Annotated in this window: 19 protein-coding genes; 11 read left to right on the plus strand and 8 right to left on the minus strand. The window is 68.9% G+C overall.

Annotated features, from left to right (window positions below):
* Positions 1 to 115 precede the first annotated feature (115 nt).
* Positions 116 to 856 carry a methyltransferase domain-containing protein gene (locus tag AAFN89_RS13185; RefSeq protein WP_347539528.1) on the plus strand — a complete coding sequence of 247 codons (741 nt, stop codon included), beginning with the start codon at positions 116 to 118 and terminating at the stop codon, positions 854 to 856.
* 3 nt (positions 857 to 859) lie between these two features.
* Here AAFN89_RS13185 and metW read toward each other — a convergent pair whose 3' ends face one another.
* Both metW and AAFN89_RS13195 read right to left on the minus strand, forming a co-directional pair.
* Positions 860 to 1,492, minus strand: a complete 633-nt coding sequence (gene metW, locus AAFN89_RS13190; protein ID WP_347539529.1) for a methionine biosynthesis protein MetW — start codon at positions 1,490 to 1,492, stop codon at positions 860 to 862.
* A 2-nt stretch (positions 1,493 to 1,494) separates the two neighbouring features.
* Positions 1,495 to 2,673, minus strand: coding sequence for a homoserine O-acetyltransferase (locus AAFN89_RS13195; RefSeq protein WP_347539530.1), 1,179 nt, complete (start codon positions 2,671 to 2,673; stop codon positions 1,495 to 1,497).
* A gap of 240 nt (positions 2,674 to 2,913) precedes the next feature.
* Here AAFN89_RS13195 and AAFN89_RS13200 point away from each other — a divergent pair, with 240 nt between their 5' ends.
* The 3 genes from AAFN89_RS13200 to AAFN89_RS13210 are packed head-to-tail and all read left to right on the plus strand — an operon-like array spanning position 2,914 to position 5,791.
* Complete coding sequence (locus tag AAFN89_RS13200) at positions 2,914 to 3,768, plus strand: chorismate mutase (protein WP_347539531.1); 855 nt, start codon at positions 2,914 to 2,916, stop codon at positions 3,766 to 3,768.
* A 15-nt stretch (positions 3,769 to 3,783) separates the two neighbouring features.
* The gene (gene hisC, locus AAFN89_RS13205; protein WP_347539593.1) at positions 3,784 to 4,899 is read left to right on the plus strand and encodes a histidinol-phosphate transaminase; all 1,116 of its coding nucleotides are present in this window, start codon (positions 3,784 to 3,786) and stop codon (positions 4,897 to 4,899) included.
* Between the two features lie 4 nt (positions 4,900 to 4,903).
* Entirely contained in the window at positions 4,904 to 5,791 is an 888-nt protein-coding gene (locus tag AAFN89_RS13210) for a prephenate/arogenate dehydrogenase family protein (RefSeq protein ID WP_347539532.1), read from the plus strand.
* Between the two features lie 183 nt (positions 5,792 to 5,974).
* Here AAFN89_RS13210 and AAFN89_RS13215 read toward each other — a convergent pair whose 3' ends face one another.
* Both AAFN89_RS13215 and AAFN89_RS13220 read right to left on the minus strand, forming a co-directional pair.
* On the minus strand, positions 5,975 to 7,339 hold the full coding sequence (locus AAFN89_RS13215; protein ID WP_347539533.1) for an IS1182 family transposase: 1,365 nt from the start codon (positions 7,337 to 7,339) through the stop codon (positions 5,975 to 5,977).
* A 173-nt stretch (positions 7,340 to 7,512) separates the two neighbouring features.
* Positions 7,513 to 8,532: a DUF2125 domain-containing protein gene (locus AAFN89_RS13220; protein WP_347539534.1), complete on the minus strand. Its 1,020-nt coding sequence runs from the start codon at positions 8,530 to 8,532 to the stop codon at positions 7,513 to 7,515.
* Positions 8,533 to 8,625: 93 nt separating this feature from the next.
* Here AAFN89_RS13220 and AAFN89_RS13225 point away from each other — a divergent pair, with 93 nt between their 5' ends.
* Positions 8,626 to 9,279: a gamma-glutamylcyclotransferase gene (locus AAFN89_RS13225; protein ID WP_347539535.1), complete on the plus strand. Its 654-nt coding sequence runs from the start codon at positions 8,626 to 8,628 to the stop codon at positions 9,277 to 9,279.
* A gap of 4 nt (positions 9,280 to 9,283) precedes the next feature.
* On the opposite strand, the gene AAFN89_RS13230 is transcribed toward AAFN89_RS13225, so the two are convergent.
* Positions 9,284 to 9,631, minus strand: a complete 348-nt coding sequence (locus AAFN89_RS13230; protein ID WP_347539536.1) for a hypothetical protein — start codon at positions 9,629 to 9,631, stop codon at positions 9,284 to 9,286.
* Positions 9,622 to 11,901 carry an adenosylcobalamin-dependent ribonucleoside-diphosphate reductase gene (locus tag AAFN89_RS13235; RefSeq protein ID WP_347539537.1) on the minus strand — a complete coding sequence of 760 codons (2,280 nt, stop codon included), beginning with the start codon at positions 11,899 to 11,901 and terminating at the stop codon, positions 9,622 to 9,624. The genes AAFN89_RS13230 and AAFN89_RS13235 overlap by 10 nt, the downstream gene beginning before the upstream one ends.
* Before the next feature lie 171 nt (positions 11,902 to 12,072).
* Here AAFN89_RS13235 and AAFN89_RS13240 point away from each other — a divergent pair, with 171 nt between their 5' ends.
* Entirely contained in the window at positions 12,073 to 13,047 is a 975-nt protein-coding gene (locus tag AAFN89_RS13240; RefSeq protein ID WP_347539538.1) for a threonine dehydratase, read from the plus strand.
* A gap of 144 nt (positions 13,048 to 13,191) precedes the next feature.
* Here AAFN89_RS13240 and AAFN89_RS13245 read toward each other — a convergent pair whose 3' ends face one another.
* Positions 13,192 to 13,575: a response regulator gene (locus AAFN89_RS13245; RefSeq protein ID WP_347539539.1), complete on the minus strand. Its 384-nt coding sequence runs from the start codon at positions 13,573 to 13,575 to the stop codon at positions 13,192 to 13,194.
* A 24-nt stretch (positions 13,576 to 13,599) separates the two neighbouring features.
* Complete coding sequence (locus AAFN89_RS13250; protein ID WP_347539540.1) at positions 13,600 to 14,292, minus strand: DUF3426 domain-containing protein; 693 nt, start codon at positions 14,290 to 14,292, stop codon at positions 13,600 to 13,602.
* Between the two features lie 168 nt (positions 14,293 to 14,460).
* Between AAFN89_RS13250 and ftsE the strand changes: the two genes are divergently transcribed.
* The 5 genes from ftsE to AAFN89_RS13275 all read left to right on the plus strand — a co-directional run bounded on the left by ftsE (position 14,461) and on the right by AAFN89_RS13275 (position 19,581).
* On the plus strand, positions 14,461 to 15,162 hold the full coding sequence (ftsE, locus tag AAFN89_RS13255) for a cell division ATP-binding protein FtsE (RefSeq protein ID WP_347539541.1): 702 nt from the start codon (positions 14,461 to 14,463) through the stop codon (positions 15,160 to 15,162).
* Positions 15,159 to 16,055 carry a hypothetical protein gene (locus AAFN89_RS13260; RefSeq protein ID WP_347539542.1) on the plus strand — a complete coding sequence of 299 codons (897 nt, stop codon included), beginning with the start codon at positions 15,159 to 15,161 and terminating at the stop codon, positions 16,053 to 16,055. Before ftsE ends, AAFN89_RS13260 begins: the two co-directional genes overlap by 4 nt.
* 5 nt (positions 16,056 to 16,060) lie before the next feature.
* Positions 16,061 to 16,699 carry a YdcF family protein gene (locus AAFN89_RS13265; protein ID WP_347539543.1) on the plus strand — a complete coding sequence of 213 codons (639 nt, stop codon included), beginning with the start codon at positions 16,061 to 16,063 and terminating at the stop codon, positions 16,697 to 16,699.
* 67 nt (positions 16,700 to 16,766) lie between these two features.
* Positions 16,767 to 18,656, plus strand: a complete 1,890-nt coding sequence (locus AAFN89_RS13270) for an MHYT domain-containing protein (protein WP_347539544.1) — start codon at positions 16,767 to 16,769, stop codon at positions 18,654 to 18,656.
* 115 nt (positions 18,657 to 18,771) lie between these two features.
* Complete coding sequence (locus AAFN89_RS13275; protein ID WP_347539545.1) at positions 18,772 to 19,581, plus strand: lysophospholipid acyltransferase family protein; 810 nt, start codon at positions 18,772 to 18,774, stop codon at positions 19,579 to 19,581.
* Positions 19,582 to 19,590 lie beyond the last annotated feature (9 nt).

The following is a 19,590-nucleotide window of genomic DNA, read 5'->3' on the forward strand; positions in this document are numbered from 1 at the left end:
GGCTGGCTTGAAGACGATTTTCCTAGAAGGAAACGGGATAGATTTGCCCGGATGATGACAAATGATGACATTTGATGACAGGTAAACGTTAGCCGGGTCGTGCGGGGGCGCGCCGATGTACAATGATGTCGTCGATCTGAGGGAATTCTACGAGGGCAATCTGGGCCAGGTCGCCCGGCGGATGATCCGTCGGCGCGTCAGGCTGCTGTGGCCCGACGTGAAGGGCCAGGTTGTGCTGGGCGTCGGCTACGCGCCGCCCTTCCTCCGCCCCTTCCGGGGAGAGGCCGAGCGCGTGCTGTCCGTCATGCCGTCCCGTCAGGGCGTGGTGCGCTGGCCGGAGGACGGGCTTGGGCTGAACGCGCTGGTGGAGGAGACGGAGTTGCCGTTCCAGGACACCTCCATCGACCGGATCGTGCTGGTCCACGGGCTGGAGGTGACGGAGAATCTGGCCGGGCTGATGCGCGAATGCTGGCGGGTGCTGGCCGGCGGCGGTCGCCTGCTGGTCGTCGCACCCAACCGGCGGGGCATCTGGGCGCGGACCGATCGCACGCCTTTCGGCCATGGCCGACCCTACAGCGCGTCGCAGCTTTCCCGGATGCTGCGCGACAACCGCTTTGTGCCGCAGCGTTCTGCCCGCGCGCTCTACATGCCGCCGGTCCGGTCGCGCTTCCTCTTGAGTTCCGCCCCCGCCTGGGAGGAGATCGGTGCGCGCTGGTTCCAGGGCTTCGCCGGCGTCGTCATGATCGAGGCATCGAAGCAGCTCTACCAGCTTTCGCCCGCCCGGAAGGTCCGCCGCCACCGGCCGGTCCTGATGCCGGCCCGCCAGACGGCGCCGGTCGCGACGCGGGGCGGATAGAGGCTAGCCCCGCTTCAGCAGGAAGACAGCCTGCTCGCCCAGCCAGTTGGCCCGCCAGCTCGGCCGGGAGGCGACCAGCCCGCCCTTGCCGTCCAGTATGGCGCAGCGGTCCACCGCCACGCCGACCTCACGGGCCAGCGAGGCGAAATCCTCGATTGTGCAGAAATGGATGTTGGGCGTTTCGTACCATTGATAGATCAGTTGCTGCGTCACCGGCATCCGGCCGCGCAGCAGCAGTTCCATCCGCACCCGCCAATAGCCGAAATTCGGGAAGCTGACGATGGCGTGGCGGCCGATGCGGACCAGATTCTCCAGCACGCCGCGCGGGTCGCGCATCGCCTGGAGCGTCTGGCTGAGGATGGCGTAGTCGAACGCGCCCTCAGGATAGTCCGCCAGGTCGGTGTCGGCGTCGCCCTGGATGACCGAAAGGCCGCGGCTGACGCAGGCATGGACGCCGGCCATCGACAGCTCGATGCCCCGCCCGTCGACGCCCTTGGCGTGAGCCAGCGCGTCCAGCAGATCGCCGTCGCCGCAGCCGATGTCCAGCACGCGGCTGTCCGGCGCAACCATGTCGGCGATCAGGCGAAGGTCGGCCCGAACGGCGGCGGCGGCGGGGAGGGCAAGATCGCGGGGCATGGTCAAGAAGCGCCTTTCAGGCCGATGCGGTCCGCCTGCCCTTTCAGGAAGCCGCCCAGCACGCGGGCGAACTCGGGCTCGTCCAGCAGGAAGGCGTCATGGCCCTTGTCGCTCTCGACCTCCACGAAGCTGACATTGCCGGCGACGGCGTTCAGCGCATGGACGATGGCGCGGCTCTCCGAGGTCGGGAACAGCCAGTCCGACGAGAAGGAGATCAGGCAGAACCGGACGTCCTTCCCCTTGAAGGCGCGATGCAGCGCGCCGTCATGGTCGCGGGCGAGATCGAAATAATCCATCGCCCGCGTGATGTAGAGGTAGGAGTTGGCGTCGAACCGGTCGACGAAGGTGATCCCCTGGTGGCGGAGGTAGCTTTCGACCTGGAAATCGGCGTCGAAGCCGTAGCTGAGCGACTGGCGGTCCTGGAGGTTGCGGCCGAACTTCCGGTGCAGCGCGGGTTCCGACAGATAGGTGATGTGGGCCGCCATCCGGGCGACCGACAGGCCGCGCGTCGGCTTGGCGCCGGTGCCGTAATAGTCGCCGCCCCGCCAGTCCGGATCGGCCATGATCGCCTGGCGCCCGACCTCGTGGAAGGCGATGTTCTGGGCGGAGTGGCGGGCGGCGGCGGCGATCGGCACGGCGGCGTGCAGCCTGTCGGGGTAGCTGACCGCCCATTGCAGCACCTGCATGCCGCCCATGGAGCCGCCGATCACGGCCAGCAGCCTGTCGATGCCCAGATGGTCGATCAGCAGTCTCTGTGCGCGCACCATGTCGGCGATGGTGATGACCGGGAAGGAGACGCCGAAGGGCTTGCCGGTGGCGGGGTCGGTCTCCTTCGGGCCGGTGGTGCCTATGCAGCCGCCCAGCACGTTGGCGCAGATCACGAAATAGCGGTCGGTGTCGATCGGCAGGCCGGGGCCGACAGTCATGCTCCACCAGCCGGGCTTGCCGGTGATCGGATGGCTCTCCATCACATACTGGTCGCCGGTCAGGGCGTGGCAGACCAGGATCGCGTTCGTCCGGTCGGCGTTCAGCGTCCCGTAGGTCTGGTAGGCGACCGTGAAGGGGCCGATGGTCGCGCCGCTGTCCAGCTTCATCGGCGTTTCCGCGGCCAGCGTGACGCGGTGGCCCGGCAGGACCGGGCTTGCATCCGGGGTGGCGCTGATATGGACCGGCAGGGTCATGCCTCGATGGGACTTTCGGGTGCGGCGGCGAAAAGGGGAGAGTAGAAAGGGCGGTCCCGACCCTCGGTGTCAACGGTTTCCTGACCGGAGGCGGCCGCCGGGGAAGCGCCGTCGGCCGGCCGCAAATACCGATGTTTTCTTTGCTTTTGATTGGGGCGCGGACTATTCCTAGTCCCCCCTTGAGCGTTCCATGGTGCGCTTGAGATGCATGCTTCCCGAACCGCGTCGAATAAGGTCCCGATGTCCTCCCCTGAAAATGCGCTGGACGATCTGCGTCGCGAGGTCGACGAGATCGATGATTCGATCCACGACCTGATCATGCGCCGCGCGGGAATCGTGGAGAAGATCGCCGCCGCCAAGGGGAAGGAGCGGGTCTATCTGCGCCCGGCGCGGGAGGCGAAGATCCTGCGCCGCCTGGCCGGCCGGCACACCGGCCGCTTCCCCTTCGCGGTCCTGATCCGCATGTGGCGGGAGCTTCTGGCCGGCACGACCCGGCTCCAGGGGCCGTTCGCCATCGCCGTCTGCGCCCAGGAAGGCAACGATCTGTGGGACGTGGCGCGCGACCATTACGGCAGCACGACGCCGATCGTCCCGGTCAACGCGCCGATGGCCGCCATCCGGCTGGTGATGGACGGGGCTGCGACCGTGGCCGTCGTCCCCTGGCCGGACGACAGCGACCCCGACCCGTGGTGGCCGGCGCTGATGGCCGAGGACGGGAAGTCGCCGCGCATCGTCTCCCGGCTGCCCTTCCTCCGGGCGGAGAAGGGGGAGGAGCGCCCCGCTTTGGCGATCGCGCAGATCCCCTATGAGCCGACGGGCGACGATCACACGCTGATCGGGATCGAGACGGCGGGCGACCTCAGCCGCGGCAGGCTGAAGGATGCGGCCGAGGCGGCGGGGCTCGTACCGCTTTCCTTCTGGAACACGAAGGTCGGAGGCGAGAACGGGACGCCGCTCCAGCTTCTGGAGGTCGATGATTTCGTAGGCGCGCAGGACGACCGGCTGGAGCGGCTGGTCGACAAGATCGGCGACACCGCGCAACGGGCGGTGACGATCGGCGGCTTCGCCACCCCGATGCCAACAAGAGGCGCCTGAGCCGTGGGCGCGGTCATGGAGCCCGTGCGGCAGCTTTCCCGGCAGCCCACGCCCCGGCCGGGCATCCTGGAGATCAGCCCCTATGTCGGCGGCGAATCGACGGCCGAGGCGGCGGACAACCGGCTGGGCCGGTTGATCCGGCTGGCGTCCAACGAAGGCGCATTCGGTCCCGGGCCCAAGGCGGCGGCTGCCTATCTGGCGCAGGCGGATAATCTGCACCGCTACCCCGACGGCGGCTCGACCGCCTTGCGACGGGCGCTGGCGGCGCGCTACGGGCTGGACGCCGACCGGATCGTCTGCGGCGCGGGCTCGGATGAGATCATCAGCCTGCTGGTCCGGAGCTATGTCGGTCCGGGCGACGAGGTGGTCTACAGCGCCCACGGCTTCCTGATGTATCCCCTGAGCGCGAAAGCGGCCGGGGCGATTCCGGTCGCCGCGCCGGAGCGCGATCTGCGCACCGATGTCGACGCCATGCTGGCGGCGGTGACGGAGAGGACGAAGCTGGTCTTCATCGCCAACCCGAACAACCCGACCGGCAGCTATCTTTCGGCGGGGGAGATGGAGCGGCTGCATGCCGGCCTGCCGCCCAACGTCATCCTGGTCATCGACGCGGCCTACGCCGAATACATGAACCGCAACGACTATGCCGACGGCTCGGCCCTGGTCGACCGGTTCGACAATGTCGTGATGACCCGGACATTCTCCAAGATCCACGGGCTGGGGTCGCTCCGGCTCGGCTGGGGCTATTGCCCGGCGGGAATCGCCGACGTGCTGAACCGGGTGCGCGGGCCGTTCAACGTCAGCGCCGCCGCGCAGGCGGCGGGCCTCGCAGCGCTGGAGGATATGGCGTTCGTCGACCGCAGCCGCGCCCATAATGAGGCCTGCCGTGAGCGGACGGCCGAGGCGCTGAGGGCGCTGGGGCTGACCGTCCACCCGTCCGTCGCCAACTTCCTGCTGGTCGATTTCGGCGGGCGGGACGCGGAGGCGGCGCGGCTCCACCTCAAGCGGCATGGCGTGCTGGTCAGGCAGATGGGCGCCTACGGCCTGCCGGGCTGCCTGCGCGTCAGCATCGGCCAGGACGCGGAGATGGACGTTCTGGTCGAACTCCTGTCCGGACACTTGGGGGGTTGAGGCGGTGAGCGATACCCCGATCTTTCGGCGGCTGGCGCTGCTGGGCCTGGGCCTCATCGGCTCCTCCGTCGCGCGGGCCGTGAAAAAGCATGGGCTGGCGGGAGAGATCGCCGGCCATGCCCGCAGCGCGGAAACCCGCGCCAAGGCGCTGGAACTGGGATTCGTCGACAGCGTCCATGAAGATCCCGCCGTCGCGGTGGCGGGGGCGGATTGCGTGATGATCTGCACGCCGCTCGGCTCCTACAAATCGGTGGCGGAGGCGATGGCGCCGGGGCTGGCGAAGGGCGCAATCGTCACCGACGTGGGGTCGGTGAAGGGATCGGTCATCCGCGACCTGGCCCCACTGTTGCCCGAGACGGTGCATTTCATCCCCGGCCACCCGCTGGCGGGCACGGAGCATTCGGGGCCGGAATCGGGCTTCGCGGAACTGTTCGAGGGGCGGTTCTGCTTGCTGACCCCGCCGCCCGGCGCGGACGAGGCCGCAATCGACCGGCTGACGCGGCTGTGGCAGGGCATGGGATCGACCGTCGAGACGATGAACGCGGAACATCACGACCAGGTGCTGGCGATCGTCTCTCACCTGCCGCACCTGATCGCCTACACGATCGTCGGTACCGCGACGGACCTGGAAGACGACCTCAAATCCGAGGTCATCAAATTCTCCGCCACCGGCTTCCGGGACTTCACTCGAATCGCGGCCTCTGATCCGGTGATGTGGCGCGACGTCTTCCTGAACAACAAGGAAGCCGTGCTGAACGTCATCCAGCGCTTCAACGAGGACCTGACCGCCCTCCAGCGCGCCATCCGCTGGGGCGAGGCCGACAAGCTCCAGGACCTCTTCACCCGTACCCGCGCCATCCGCCGAGGCATCATCGACGCCAATCAGGCGTGAGGCTGGCTGGGAGGGGTTTTATCCCACCCTCCTTCATCCTGAGAGCTTGTGAATGTATCGCGCGGCGACGACCATGACCTGGGTGTCTTGGATTGGTGTGCTGGCCGGTGATTGATAGGGCGCGGCGGACCGTTGAGGCGATGACCGGCGGGTGGGGCCTCCCCTTGGGCGGTTCGCTGGGGTTCAGGCGGCGGCGATCAGGCGCTGGCCCTGGAGGAGGTTGTTGGCCAGGGCGAACCAGAGCGAGACGGTCCTGACCTTGGCGCGGCCGCGCACGGTGAACCGGTTGAGGTTCCAGTGGCGCCACCGGGCATGGATGCACTCGCAGACGCCCCGGCGCCTGTAGGCCGCCTTGCCCTCGTCGCTGGCCATGCGCCGGCGCCAGGCCAGCACGCCGGGGCCGTCACTGGCGCGCGGCGCGAACGGGTCGGTCTTGTGCCTGTTCCGGATCGGCGGGCAGTGCACGGCGATCGCCCGGCCCTCCTCATAGGCCCACTCGATGTCGGCGTTCTTGGTGAAGCCGCCATCGGCCAGGTGCCGTTCGGGCCAGCGCCCGAAGGCGGCCTCGACCCGTTCGAGCATCGGCCGCATCAGGCCGCCATCCGAACCGCTGGCCAGCGGCTCGACGGCGACGACGATCTGACGTTCGGCGACGCTGACGATCTGCAAATTGTAGGCCGGCCGGAAGCCCCCATCGGCCATCTTCATGACCGTCGCCTCGACATCGGTGGTCGAGGCCCGCGGCGGCTTCGGCTTCTTCGGCGGCTTCGCTCCGGCTTTGGCCGCAGCCTTGCGCCGGCGCGGCCGGGCCGCCTCCGCCGCCCGCCTGGCCTCGATCCCAACCAGCGCCGTCAGGGCCGCTTCCAGCCGCGCCGCGCGCTCGCGCGCCGCCCGCGCCTCGGCCGCCTGGCGCCGGCGCTGGCTGGCCGCGGCGTCGGCCGCCACCTCCTGCTTGAGCCGCCCGACCAGCGCCCGGGCCTCGTCCAGATGCCGCGCCACCGTGTCGCGACGCCGGAACGACGATGCTCCCGCCCCGGCCCGGACCCGCAGCCCGTCCTGGGCCAGCGTGTCCAGATCGATGACGCCGGCGGCGACCAGCGCCGCGACATGCTCGACCAGCAGCCGGTCCAGCAGGTCGGGATGGTCGACCCGGAAGTCCGACAGCGTGTGGTAGTTCACCGACACACCCCCGGCCAGCCAGCGATAGCCGTCATCGCGCTCGCACAGCGCCGCCAGCAGGCGCGCGCTGCCCACCCCCTGGCTGGTCGCGTACAGCCATAAAGCCAGCAGCAGCCGGGGGCTGATCGGCGGGTGCCCCGGCCGGCCCGCCCGGGCCTTGATCCGATCCTCCAGGACCGACAGGTCGAGCCGCTCGACATAGACCCAGAACAGCCGCGCCGGATGGTCCGACCCGATCAGGCTGTCGAGGTCCAGCGCACGCAGCTCGATCTGGCCCCGCTCCGGCTCGCGAAGCCGAGGCCGGCCACCGCCTGCACCCGCCGCCGGAGCCCGATGCTCTGCGAATCCCTCGAACAGCTCCTCAGCCATCGCCCCCTCGCCGAACCATGACAACGCTCGGATCAGGGAATCAAAACCTGCCCACCCAGGCAATCACATTCCAGCACGCATCAGCCGAAAGATTCACAGGCTCTGAGCCCGTCGAAGGACGTGGGCACACATGGTTCGACAAGCTCACCATGAGGGAGGGAGGCGCTGCCGCCCTACCGTCGCCAGTCGATCCGGGGCACCGGCCCCAGCGGGACGGGGCCGAGGGAGGCGTGGCCGTTTTCGATGACGATGGGGGCGGCGAGGCGGACGGTTCCGTCTTCGCCGGCCGGGCCGGCCAGCAGGGTGAGGCCGGCCTTGGCGAAGCTGGCGGCGCGATCCTCCAGGATGCCTTCGGCGGCCAACCCGTCGATCAACTCCACGAAGCCGGCGACCCGCGCGTTGAGCACGCCTTCGGGCTGCAGCTCCTCATCGAGCGTCAGCCGGCCTTCGCCGTCCAGCGACAGCGGCCCCCAATCGAGCGACAGCCGGTCGACCAGCACCTCCCCGCCCGAATCGCGCCAGACCTCGAGCATCGGCGCGCGCGCGGCCTGAGGGACGGGTGCCGTGATCCGGATGCCCAGCCCCGCGCTTTCGACCCGGTTGCCCAGCGTCGACAGCGGCGTCTGGGGCAGCACCGCCTCCCGCGCGTCGAGCGACATGACGAGGTCCGGCTGCCCTTCCCCCTCGCCCGACGGGACCTCGTGGAAGCCGATATCGACGCCGGCCAGCGTGATCGTCCCCGCCGTCTGCGGGGCCGACACGACGACCTCGTCCAGCGCCACGTTGAAGCCGATGATCCGGCCTTCGGGGGATATCCACGCCTCCCCCTCGCCGCCCTGCGCCGTGCCGGTGATCATGGGCTGGCCGGGGGCGACCAGCCGCTGGCCGCCGGTCAGGGTGAAGTCGATCTTCTCCCATGACCAGGGCAGCGCACTGGCCGTCAGGCCGTTGGCTTCCCACATCAGTCCGTCCGGCCGGGTGATGGCGATGTCCCGGCTGGACGCGTTGATCGTGAAGGGGAAGCCGGTGATGCTGATATCGCCCGCCTGCACCGTCGCGCCGCGCTGGCGTTCGGCCATGATCCAGTCCTCGATCCCCGAACGGACGAGGGAGGCGGCATAGAACCAGTAGCCGACATAGGCGACGGCGATGATGACGAGACCGAAGAGGGCGAAGCGGCTGAAGCGGCGCATGGGCGTCCTTCTCAGGCCGGGAAAGGGAAACGCGCCGGGGACCTTCGGGGTCGCGGCTGGCGCGCGGGACTGCTTTCCATTACATCAAGGGGCATGAGTCCCGATACCGATTTGTCGCCCGCCCAGCCCGTCATGATCGATCCGGCGACGGGCGATCCGCACTTCACCGACCCGCGTACGGTCACGCTCCGCGTACCTCCCGGCCAGCCGCTCTGGGTTTTCGCCTATGGCTCCCTGATGTGGAATCCGGGCTTCGAGTTCATGGAGCGTCGGCCGGCGCTGCTGCGCGGATATCATCGCCGGTTCTGCGTCTATTCCCACCGCTATCGCGGGACGCCGGACCGGCCGGGCCTCGTTCTCGGGCTCGACCGGGGCGGCTCCTGCCGGGGCTTCGCCTTCAAGGCGAGGCCGGAGGGGATGGACCGGACGCTGGCCTATCTCTGGGACCGCGAGATGGTCACCGGCGTCTATCGGCCAAGCCTCTTGCGGATAGAGCTGCCGGACGGGAAAGGCGGCATCGAACGGCTGCCCGCCTGCTGCTTCGTGGTCGACCGCAAGCACTGCCAATATTGCGGACGGCTGGATCTGGACCATACCGCGGCGGTGATCGGCGGAGGGGTCGGACAGAACGGCCCGAACCCCGACTATCTTTTCAACACCGTCGAGCATCTGGAGGAGATGGGCGTGCATGATCGCGCGCTCGTCCAACTGGCGAAACGGGTGCGCGCGGCGACGGCGGGCGGGTGAGCCCTCAGCCACCGAACACGCGCCGCCAGTCCGACACCAGCCTGCGGACGAAGCCGCGCGCATCGAACCGGCCGCCATCTTCCATGACGATCTCCACCGGCCCTGCGGGGTCATCGCCCGGAATCTCCAGCCGGAAGCCGCCGCCGGACGCGACGGTTCGGGCGATCGCCATATAGTCGCTCCGCGCGACCCGGCTGGCCTCGGCGCGCTGGTCATGGTCGAGGTCGGGATTGCGGGCGGCCTCGTCGGCAAGCGCGACCGCCGCCGCCGCTGCCCGGCGGAGGGAGGCGGCGTCCGGCCGGGCTTCGGCGGCGTCGGCCGCGCTGGTCAGCTCGTCGATCTTCATCCGCATTTGGAATATCCGCATTCGGGGCAGAGGTCGCAGCCTTCGCTGCGGATCAGGCCCGGCCGGCCGCAGCGCGGGCAGGAGCGGGCGGTGAGCCCGACGCTCGGCATCGCATCGGCCTCCGGCGAAGAGGTTCGGGCCAGCACGGCCGGACGGTCGAGGAAGCCGATGGCGACCATGTGGCGCTCGATCACCTCGCCGATCGCCGCCAGCAGGGAGGGCACGTAGCGCCCGCCCATCCACTGGCCGCCACGCGGATCGAACACGGCCTTCAACTCATCGACCACGAAGGCCACGTCGCCGCCGCGCCGGAAGACGGCGGAGATCATGCGGGTGAGCGCGACCGTCCAGGCGTAATGCTCCATGTTCTTGGAGTTGATGAAGACCTCGAACGGCCGTCGGCGGCCGTCCGCCCAGGTGTCGTTGACGGTGATGTAGATGGCGTGGTCGCTGTCCGGCCAGCGCAGCTTGTAGGTTCGGCCCGGCAGGGCGTCTGGCCTGTCCATCGGCCCGCCGTCAGCGGTCAGCGGCACCGAATCCCCATCGCCGTCCAGTCCGGCCCTGCTGGCTTCCGCCGGCGGCGGTCCGGCCTGGAGCACCGCGCCGGTGACCGGATTCGGCCGGAAGGTCGTACAGCCCTTGCAGCCCAGCGCGTACGCCTTGGCGTACACCTCCTTGAACGCCTCGAACGGCAAATCTTCCGGGCAATTGATCGTCTTGGAGATCGAACTGTCGATATGGCGCTGGGCGGCCGCCTGGATCGCCAGATGGTCGTCCGGCGTCAGGGATGCCACATCGACGAAATGGTCGGGCAGCGGCGCGTCCGGGCCGTACAGGTTGCGCCAGGCCTGGACGGCGTAGTCGGTCACCGTCTCCGTCGTCCGCGCGCCGTCGGGCTGGAGGATCGCGCGGGTGTAGGCGTAGGCGAAGACCGGCTCGATGCCCGAGGAGACGTTGTTGGCGAAAAGCGAGATGGTGCCGGTCGGCGCGATGGAGGTCACCAGCGCGTTGCGGATGCCGTGCCGGCCGATCAGGTCGCGGATGTCCGGCTCCAGCGACCGGATCATCGGCGCATCGCCATACCGCTCGGGATCGTAGAGCGGGAACGGCCCCTTCTCCGCCGCCAGCTCGGCCGAGGCGCGATAGGCGTGGCGGCGGACCGCGCCCAGCCATTCCTCCGTCAGCGCGGCCGACCGGGCGTCGCCATAGCGGATTCCGCACATCAGGAAGGCGTCGGCCAGCCCGGTTACGCCGAGGCCGATCCGCCGCTTCGCCCGCGCCTCCTCCGCCTGGGCGGGCAGGGGGAAGCGGGAGATGTCGACGACATTGTCCATCATCCGGACGGCGACCGGCACGATCTCCGCCAGCCGGTCCAGATCCAGGAAAGCATCCGGCGTGAAGGGGTTCCGCACCAGCCGGGCGAGATTGACGGAGCCGAGCAGGCAGGCCCCGTAGGGCGGCAGCGGCTGCTCCCCGCACGGGTTGGTGGCATGGATCGTCTCGGCGTAGGAGAGATTGTTCTGCGCATTCACCCGGTCGATGAAGATCACCCCCGGCTCCGCATAATCATAGGTCGCCCGCATGATGCGGTCCCAGAGATCGCGGGCGCGGACGGTGCGGTAGACGGTGCCGTCGAACAGGAGGTCCCAGGGCGAATCGGATTCGATCGCCTGCATGAAGGCGTCGGTCACCAGGACGGACAGGTTGAACATGCGCAGCCGCCCCGGCTCCTGCTTGGCCTCCACGAACGCCTCGATATCCGGATGGTCGCAGCGGAGCGTCGCCATCATGGCCCCGCGCCTGGACCCCGCGCTCATGATCGTCCGGCACATCGAATCCCAGACATCCATGAAGGAGAGCGGACCCGACGCGTCCGCGCCGACGCCCTTCACTGGCGCGCCCCTGGGCCGGAGGGTCGAGAAATCGTAGCCGATGCCGCCGCCCTGCTGGAGCGTCAGCGCCGCCTCCCTCAGATGCTCGAAGATGCCGGCCATGCTGTCGGGCACACGGCCCATGACGAAGCAGTTGAAGAGCGTGACGTCGCGGCCGGTGCCCGCCCCGGCCAGGATGCGGCCGGCCGGCAGGAATTCCAGCGTCTCCAGCACGCCGTAGAACCGTCCGGCCCAATGGCCGGAATCGGCCTCGACGGCGGCCAAGGCATCGGCGACGCGACGCCAGCTATCCGGGATCTCCGGGTCGCCGGGCGCGCCGTCAGGCCCTTTGAACCGGTACTTCATGTCCCAGATGCGCCGGGAGATGTCGCTCATCACCGTCATAGAGACCGCCGCTCCATCCGATATTGAACCGGACCCATGAGAGTAGGGTTCCAGAGGCGCCGAATCAATTGTTCTCTTTTCGTTCCGAGCCGATGCGAGGTTTCCAGGGTGGAACGCGCGCCACCGGGTCGCATAGGCTGTGGCTAAGGAAAACAGGAAGGCCGGATACCGATGACCTTGTTCTCACTCGACGACCTCAAAGCAGCCGCCGCCCTCGTCAGGCCGGTCGTGCCGGAGACGCCGGCTTATGAATGGCCGCTCCTGTCCAAACGGACTGGGGCAAAGGTCTGGGTCAAGCATGAGAACCACACGCCGATCGGCGCATTCAAGCTGCGCGGCGGGCTGGTCTATCTGGATGGCCTGCGGCGGGCGGGCGCGCTGCCAAAGGGCGTGGTCTCCGCCACGCGCGGCAATCACGGCCAGTCGATCGCCCTTGCCGCCGCCCGATTCGGCATCCCCGCCGTGATCGTCGTGCCGGAGAGCAACTCGACGGAGAAGAACGCGGCCATGGAAGGGCTGGGCGCGGAGCTTGTCGTCTCCGGCAAGGATTTCGACGAAAGCCGCGTCACCGCCGGGCGGATCGCGGAGGAGCGGGATTTCCACTTCGTTCCCTCCTTCCATATCGATCTGGTGAAGGGTGTGGCGACCTATGCGCATGAGTTGTTCACCGCCGTTCCCGACCTCGCGGTCGCCTATGTGCCGATCGGGATGGGGTCCGGAATCTGCGGCATGATCGCCGCGCGGGACCTGCTGGGCCTGGATACGGAAATCGTCGGGGTGGTGGCGGATGAGGCGCCGGCCTATGCGCTCTCCTTCGAAGCCGGCCGCCCGACATCGACCGACAGCGCCCGGACCTTCGCCGACGGTATGGCCTGCCGGGACCCGCATCCCGACGCGCTGGCGATCATCAGGCGCGGGGCGGCCCGCATCCTGCGCCTGACGGAGGATGAGATCGCCGGGGCGGTCCGCGTCTATTATGCCGACACGCACAATCTGGCCGAAGGGGCCGGCGCGGCGGCGCTGGCCGGGCTGATTCGCGAACGGGAACGCTATGCGGGCCGCAGGGCGGCCGTCATCCTCAGCGGCGGCAACATCGACGCTTCGGTCTTCACGGAGATTTTGGAGGGCCGCACGCCGAAGGTGTGAGAATTTTCCCCTTGTGGTCATTCCGGCCCCCGAGCCGGAATCCATGGGCCGCCGCCGCTTCACCGGCGGCGAAGGAGCGGGTGCGGACCTGGCTCCCGTCGAGACCGTATGGATGCTGGATCAAGTCCAGCATGACGGCTTTGCTCAACCCCGGCGCAGCGCTTCCCGTACGGCTTCGGTGATCTGCTTCAGGGAGAAGGGCTTGGAGAGGACCTTGTGGATCAGGCTTTCCAGCCCGTAGGCGCGCTGCTTCTCCGCGGCGTAGCCGGTCATCATGAGGATGGTGAGGTCGGGGAAGTCCTTCGCCGCCTTCAGCGCCAGCTCTATGCCGTCCAGGCCGGGCATCACGATGTCGGTAATGAGAAGGTCGTATTTCTCTCCCCGGTGGAGAGTCTCCAGCGCCTGGAGCCCGTCCGCCGCCACGTCGGCATGGTAGCCGCCATGCTCCATCGCCCGGCGGACGAACTCCCTCACCGCCTCCTCGTCGTCGGCGATGAGGATGCGAGGGCGGAAGGGGGAATCGGTCATGACGGTCGCCGCCGGCCGGCCGCCCTATTCGGCGGCGGGCGCGATCTCCAGCGCGACGACATCGTCGCCGACATTGCGGAAGCTGGTCTCGAACGGTGCGGCGGCGTCCGGGGCGAGATCGGCCGGGTCGACCGCGAAGGTCCATCGGCCGGCCTCTGCGCCGTCCGCGCCGGTCAGCGTGACCGCCAGGTCAGGGACCGTGCGCGGCGCGCCGGAATCGTTGCGCACGCTGCCGCGCACCCAGAGGACGGAGCCGCCCGCCCCATCGGTCCGCTCGGTGGTCAGGTCGACCAGCGTCAGTCCCGGCCCGACGCCGTCGAGAGTGGCGAGATCGACCGGAACCTCTATCCCCAGCCCCTGATAGAGCTTCAGCGCCGGCGGCCAGAATTCCACGATCCGGTCGCGGCCGGCATAGCCGACGGCGAGAAGCCCGACGACCAGCAGCGCCAGCGCGGTCCAGGCGGCGGCCAGGCCGGTGCGGCGGGGCGGATTCCCGGTCCAGGTCGCCGGCAGGTTGGAGCCGGGCGGGATCGGCCTGACGGTGGGTTCTGGCTGCGGCGCGAAGACGGTCCGGCGGATATCCTCCTCCGTCTCCGGAGGCGGCTCCTGGAACCATTGGTGACTGCATCGGGCGCAGCGCACCTTGCGGCCGCTCGCGCCCAGCTTCGCCGAATCGACGGCGTAGCGCGTGGAGCAGGAGGGGCAGGTAAGCAGCATCAGGCGTTTCCGGACAGGCGCGCGGCAGGTTCGACCGTTATAGGTTGCGGCTCCGGCTTTACGCAAGGAACCCCTAAATATTGATGAACAGGCGGCCGGACGGGTAAGGTCTCGCCCTCGCGCGCCATGGCCGGCCGCGCGACTGTGACGAGGAAGGCAGGGTCGCCGTTGATCCGTTTTGAGAATGTCGGCATGCGCTACGGCGCCGGGCCGGAAGTGCTGCAGGATGTGAGCTTCACGCTGGCGGAGGGATCCTTCCACTTCATCACCGGCCCCAGCGGCGCGGGCAAATCGTCCCTGCTGCGCCTCCTGTCGCTGGCCCACAGCCCGTCGCGCGGCCTTGTCACCCTGATGGGCCGCGACATGGCGAGCGTGCCCCGGCGGGAATTGCCGGCGCTGCGCCGGAGAATCGGCGTCGTCTTCCAGGATTTCCGCCTGCTGGACCATCTGACGGCGGTGGAGAACGTCGCGCTGCCGCTGCGGATCGCCGGCGGCAGGGACGGACGGATTCTGGATCATGTGCGCGAATTGCTGCGCTGGGTCGGGCTGGGCGACAAGCTGGAGGCCCGGCCGCCCACCCTTTCCGGCGGGGAGCAGCAGCGCGTGGCGATCGCGCGGGCGGTCATCAACCGGCCGGACATCCTGCTGGCGGACGAGCCCACGGGCAATGTCGACGAGGCGATGGGATGGCGGCTCCTCCACCTGCTGGAGGAGTTGAACAAGCTGGGCACGACCGTGCTGGTGGCGACGCATAGCGAGCCGCTGATCCGCCGGTTCGCCCATGCGACCCTGCATCTGGACCAGGGGCGGCTGCTGGGGCCGGCAGGGGAATTGGCCATGGGGGAAGCGGCCATCGGGGAACCGGCATGAGACAGCGAGGAAGAGCCGGACGCGCGCATGTCGTGCCGCTGGGGAGGGACGGGGCGGACCGCTACGTGCCCTGGATCCTGGCGCCGATGGTCTATCTGGCCTGCCTCGCGCTGGCCGTGGCTCTGTCGACCGCAGCCCTGGCGGAGAGATGGGACCGCGGCCTGTCGGGAGCGATGACGGTGGAGCTTCCGGGCACGCTGCCGGCGGATGAACGCCCCGATACGCTGGCCGCGATCATGGAGATATTGACGGCATGGCCGGGCGTCGCCGGCGCGACCGTCCTGGACGATGACGCCATCGGCCGGCTGCTAGCCCCCTGGCTGGGGCCGGACGCCAATCTGGGCGATCTCCCGGTCCCTGTGCTGATCGACGTGACCCTGGCGGGAGAACCGGCTGTCGATCCGGCGGCGCTGGAAGCCGCGCTGGCCGAGGCAGCGCCGGGGGCGCTGGTGGACGACCATGGCCAATGGCGGCGCGACCTGCTGACCGTGGCGACCACGGTCAAGGCTGTGGCGGCCGCCTTCATCCTGCTGGCGGCGCTGTCGATGATGGCGGCGGTCATCTTCGCCACCCGCGCCGGCTTCGCCATCCACCGCCCGGTGATCGACCTCCTGCATTTGATGGGGGCGACGGATTCCTATGTCGCCCGGCAGTTCCAGGGCCATGCGCTGAGGCTGGCCGTTCGCGGCGCGGTCGCTGGAACGCTGCTGGCGCTGGCGACGCTCGTCCTGCTGCAGGCCGCGCTGCCGCGCGGGGGCGGTGGTCTGCTGCCTTCCTTCTCGCTGGATGTGGGGAGCGCGCTCGTGCTGCTGGCGGTGCCGGCCGCCGCCGCGCTGCTGGCCGCCATTTCGGCGCGGATCGCCGTCAGGCTCGCGCTTTCCCGGATATTCTGAAGCTGATGTCCTCCACCGCCTTCCATCGCGCTCGCCGCCGGTCCCGCCGCCATCACCGCTTCTGGCGGGTTGCGGTCCGGATGCTGCCCTTCGCGGCGGTGATCCTGGGCGCGGTTTGGCTGGGCGGGCTGATCTGGTTCGCCGACATGGCGTCCGCCACGCCGCCGGCGGACGACCGGCGCACCGACGCGATCGTCGTGTTGACCGGTGGGCGGGAGCGCCTGCCGGCGGGGCTGGCGCTCCTGGCGGACGACCGGGCGGACAAGCTGTTCGTGTCGGGCGTCTATGCCGGGGTCGAGGTGGCGGAACTGCTGCGCCTGTCGCGCCAGGCGCCGGCGGAGCTGGAATGCTGCATCACGCTGGGCTACGCCGCCGACGATACGCGCGGCAACGCACTGGAGACGGCGGCCTGGATGCGGGAGCAGGGCTACCGGACGCTGAGGCTGGTTACGGCCAACTACCATATGCCGCGCAGCCTGGTGGAATTCGACGAGGCGCTGCCGGAGATCGAGATCCTGCCGCACCCGGTGGCGCCGCCGAACGTCTATCTGAAGGAGTGGTGGCGCTGGCCCGGAACGACCGCCCTCCTGATCTCCGAATACCACAAATACCTGGCGGCGCTGGTGCGGACGGCCATCCTGTAAAGTACATCATATTTTATTAACCTTCCTTGAGCGTTAATGGTCGCACCAGCAACCCCGCGGCGGCCGAATGCACCACCACGCCATCCATGCCCACCACGACCCGATCCTGATGGGGCTCTCCATCGTGGTGGCCGTGCTGGCCTCGTTCACTGCGCTGGATATCGCCGGACAGGTCGCCGCCGCGGCAGGCTGGCGGCGCGCCGCCTGGCTGGCCAGCGCCGCCACGGCGCTGGGCGGGGGCATATGGTCGATGCACTTCATCGGCATGCTGGCCATGAACGCCCCGATGCCGGTTACCTACGAACCCTTCCTCACGGCTGCCTCGCTGGTCATCGCGATATGCTTCGTCGGGTTGGGGCTGTCGCTGACCGCCTGGCTGGGCGCTCGTCCGGCCGTCATCGGCGGGGCCGGGACCGTCACCGGCCTGGGCGTTGCCGCGATGCATTATACCGGCATGGCGGCGATGAGGATGGATGCGACGACCAACTACGATCCGGGGCTGGTGGCGCTTTCCGTCCTGATCGCGGTGTTGGCCGCGACGACGGCGTTGTGGCTGGCGTTCAACCAGCGCGGGCTCAGCTGGAAGATAGCGGCGTCCGGCGCGATGGGCGCGGCCATATCGGGCATGCACTACACCGGCATGGCGGCGCTGACGCTGGTTCCGCTGCCCATGGTGGTCGGGCTACGATCCACCATAGATGGCGACCTGCTGGGCGCGACCGTGGCGATCGTGACGATCAGCATCCTGGGCTTCGGCGTGCTGGCGGTCAGGATCGAGCGGCGATTCGCCGCCTTCAGCGAACGGGAGGCGCTGGCGCTTCAGGCGTCTGAAAGACGGTTCCGGTCGCTGGTGCAGAACAGCTTCGACCTGATCGTGGTGGTCGACGATGACCATCGCATCACCTTCGCCAGCCCGTCGGCGGTGGCGGTGCTGGGGATCGAACCCGACACGCTGGTCGATCTGTGCCTGACCGACCTGGTCGATCCGCAGGACCGGCGGGAAGTCGACCTGACGCTGGACATGCTGGCCCGCGACGGGGCGGCGGCCCTGGAATGGCGGCTGGTGCGGTCGGACGGGGACCGCCGGCTGTTCGACGTCAGCGCCCGGGACCTGCTGTCCGACCCCGCCGTCAACGGCATGGTGCTGACCCTGCGCGACATCACCTACGAACGCCGGACGGCGGAGGAACTTACCGCCGCCAAGGAGCTGGCAGAACTCGCCAACCGGTCGAAATCGGAATTCCTGGCGAATATGAGCCATGAGCTGCGCACGCCGCTCAACGCCATCATCGGCTTTTCGGAAATCATTCGCGACCAGGCGCTGGGGCCGGTGGGGACGGCTGAATATGCCGACTATGCCGGCGACATCAACCGCAGCGGCGCGCGCCTGCTGGAAGTCATCAACGACATCCTGGATATCGCCAAGATAGAGGCCGGACAGGTGGAACTGAGCGAGGAGGATATCGACCTCGCCTTCTCCATCAAGGCCTGCTGCTGGCTAGTGCGCGACCGGGCGCGGGAAGGCGGCGTCGAGGTCAAGATAACCGTGCCGGAGAATTTCCCGCGCCTGCTGGCCGACGAGAGGAAGCTGAAGCAGGCGCTGCTGAACCTGCTGTCCAACGCCGTCAAGTTCACGCCGGAAGGCGGCAATGTGGAGATCAGGGCATCGCTGGAGGAGGATGGCGGCTGCCGGATCGAGGTGATCGACACCGGCATCGGCATCGCGCCGGAATCGATCGAACGGGTGGCTGCGCCCTTCGTCCAGGCGGACACGTCGCTGGGCCGGAAATATGAAGGGGCGGGGCTGGGGCTGGCGATCGCCAAGTCGCTGACGCGGCTTCATGACGGGACGCTCAAGATCGACAGCACGCTCGGCAAGGGAACCGTGGTGACGCTGCTGTTCCCACCCGAACGCGTCGGCCGGCCCGGGGAGCGGAAGATCGCCCTGGCGGGATGATGACGGCTTTTCGGTCCAATCGCCCTTGAGGTTCCGGCGTCGGATGCGAATATGGGCGAAGGGTCCGCCGACCGACGGCGCCCTTGCCGTTGCCCCGAAGGCCCGCTGAAAGCCGATGACCGTCCTCCGTTCCCTCCTGTTCAATGCCGCGCTGTTCGCCTGGACCACGATCTTCTGCGTCGGGATCCTGTGGGGGCTGCTGCTTCCCAGACGCGCCTTCATGGTGGTGATCCGCTTCTACCTGCGCAGCCTGAGCTGGCTGGAGAGAACGCTGCTGGGGCTCGACTACCGGGTCACCGGCTTGGAAAACGTGCCGGAGGGGCCGTTCATCCTGGCCGCCAAGCACCAGTCGACATGGGAGACGATGAAGCTCCATCTGCTGGTCGACGATCCCGCCCCGGTGATGAAGCGCGAACTGAAGTGGATACCGATCTGGGGCTGGTACGCCGCCAAGGCCGGCGTGATCCCGGTCAACAGGGGAGGGCGGTCGAGGGCGATCGGGTCGATGATCGACGGCGCGCGCCGGATGGCGCGGCAGGGCCGGCCGATCGTCATCTTCCCCCAGGGAACCCGCGTGGCGGCCGGCGTCTGGGGCCCCTACCGGATCGGGATCGCCGCGCTCTATGACGCGCTGGACCTGCCGGTGCTGCCGATGGCGCTGAATTCGGGCGTGTTCTGGCCGCGGCGGTCCTTCATCAAGAAGCCGGGCACGATCACGGTGGAATTCCTGCCGCCGCTGCCCTCCGACCTCAGCCGGGACGTCATGCTGGCCCGGCTGGAGGTGGAACTGGAGGCGGCGACGGACAGGCTGGTGGTGGCCGAAGGCGGCGAGGCCACGGTGCGCCCCGCCAACGCCCCGCCCCCCGGCGCCCGCGCCCAGGCGCGGGCGAACCGCGGAGGGGAGCCGGGAATCCTGGCCGAATAGGAGGGGCGG

The sequence above is a fragment of the Inquilinus sp. CAU 1745 genome (genome assembly GCF_039839375.1).
Taxonomy (GTDB): Bacteria; Pseudomonadota; Alphaproteobacteria; order DSM-16000; family Inquilinaceae; genus JBDOQU01.

What these genes read in the sequence shown, in the direction of transcription:
- AAFN89_RS13185 (WP_347539528.1), top strand. Translation starts at nt 116, where the DNA reads ATGTACAATGATGTCGTCGATCTGAGGGAATTCTACGAGGGCAATCTG.
- metW (WP_347539529.1), bottom strand. Translation starts at nt 1,492, where the DNA reads ATGCCCCGCGATCTTGCCCTCCCCGCCGCCGCCGCCGTTCGGGCCGAC.
- AAFN89_RS13195 (WP_347539530.1), bottom strand. Translation starts at nt 2,673, where the DNA reads ATGACCCTGCCGGTCCATATCAGCGCCACCCCGGATGCAAGCCCGGTC.
- AAFN89_RS13200 (WP_347539531.1), top strand. Translation starts at nt 2,914, where the DNA reads ATGTCCTCCCCTGAAAATGCGCTGGACGATCTGCGTCGCGAGGTCGAC.
- hisC (WP_347539593.1), top strand. Translation starts at nt 3,784, where the DNA reads ATGGAGCCCGTGCGGCAGCTTTCCCGGCAGCCCACGCCCCGGCCGGGC.
- AAFN89_RS13215 (WP_347539533.1), bottom strand. Translation starts at nt 7,339, where the DNA reads ATGGCTGAGGAGCTGTTCGAGGGATTCGCAGAGCATCGGGCTCCGGCG.
- AAFN89_RS13220 (WP_347539534.1), bottom strand. Translation starts at nt 8,532, where the DNA reads ATGCGCCGCTTCAGCCGCTTCGCCCTCTTCGGTCTCGTCATCATCGCC.
- AAFN89_RS13225 (WP_347539535.1), top strand. Translation starts at nt 8,626, where the DNA reads ATGAGTCCCGATACCGATTTGTCGCCCGCCCAGCCCGTCATGATCGAT.
- AAFN89_RS13230 (WP_347539536.1), bottom strand. Translation starts at nt 9,631, where the DNA reads ATGCGGATGAAGATCGACGAGCTGACCAGCGCGGCCGACGCCGCCGAA.
- AAFN89_RS13235 (WP_347539537.1), bottom strand. Translation starts at nt 11,901, where the DNA reads ATGACGGTGATGAGCGACATCTCCCGGCGCATCTGGGACATGAAGTAC.
- AAFN89_RS13240 (WP_347539538.1), top strand. Translation starts at nt 12,073, where the DNA reads ATGACCTTGTTCTCACTCGACGACCTCAAAGCAGCCGCCGCCCTCGTC.
- AAFN89_RS13245 (WP_347539539.1), bottom strand. Translation starts at nt 13,575, where the DNA reads ATGACCGATTCCCCCTTCCGCCCTCGCATCCTCATCGCCGACGACGAG.
- AAFN89_RS13250 (WP_347539540.1), bottom strand. Translation starts at nt 14,292, where the DNA reads ATGCTGCTTACCTGCCCCTCCTGCTCCACGCGCTACGCCGTCGATTCG.
- AAFN89_RS13260 (WP_347539542.1), top strand. Translation starts at nt 15,159, where the DNA reads ATGAGACAGCGAGGAAGAGCCGGACGCGCGCATGTCGTGCCGCTGGGG.
- AAFN89_RS13265 (WP_347539543.1), top strand. Translation starts at nt 16,061, where the DNA reads ATGTCCTCCACCGCCTTCCATCGCGCTCGCCGCCGGTCCCGCCGCCAT.
- AAFN89_RS13270 (WP_347539544.1), top strand. Translation starts at nt 16,767, where the DNA reads ATGCACCACCACGCCATCCATGCCCACCACGACCCGATCCTGATGGGG.
- AAFN89_RS13275 (WP_347539545.1), top strand. Translation starts at nt 18,772, where the DNA reads ATGACCGTCCTCCGTTCCCTCCTGTTCAATGCCGCGCTGTTCGCCTGG.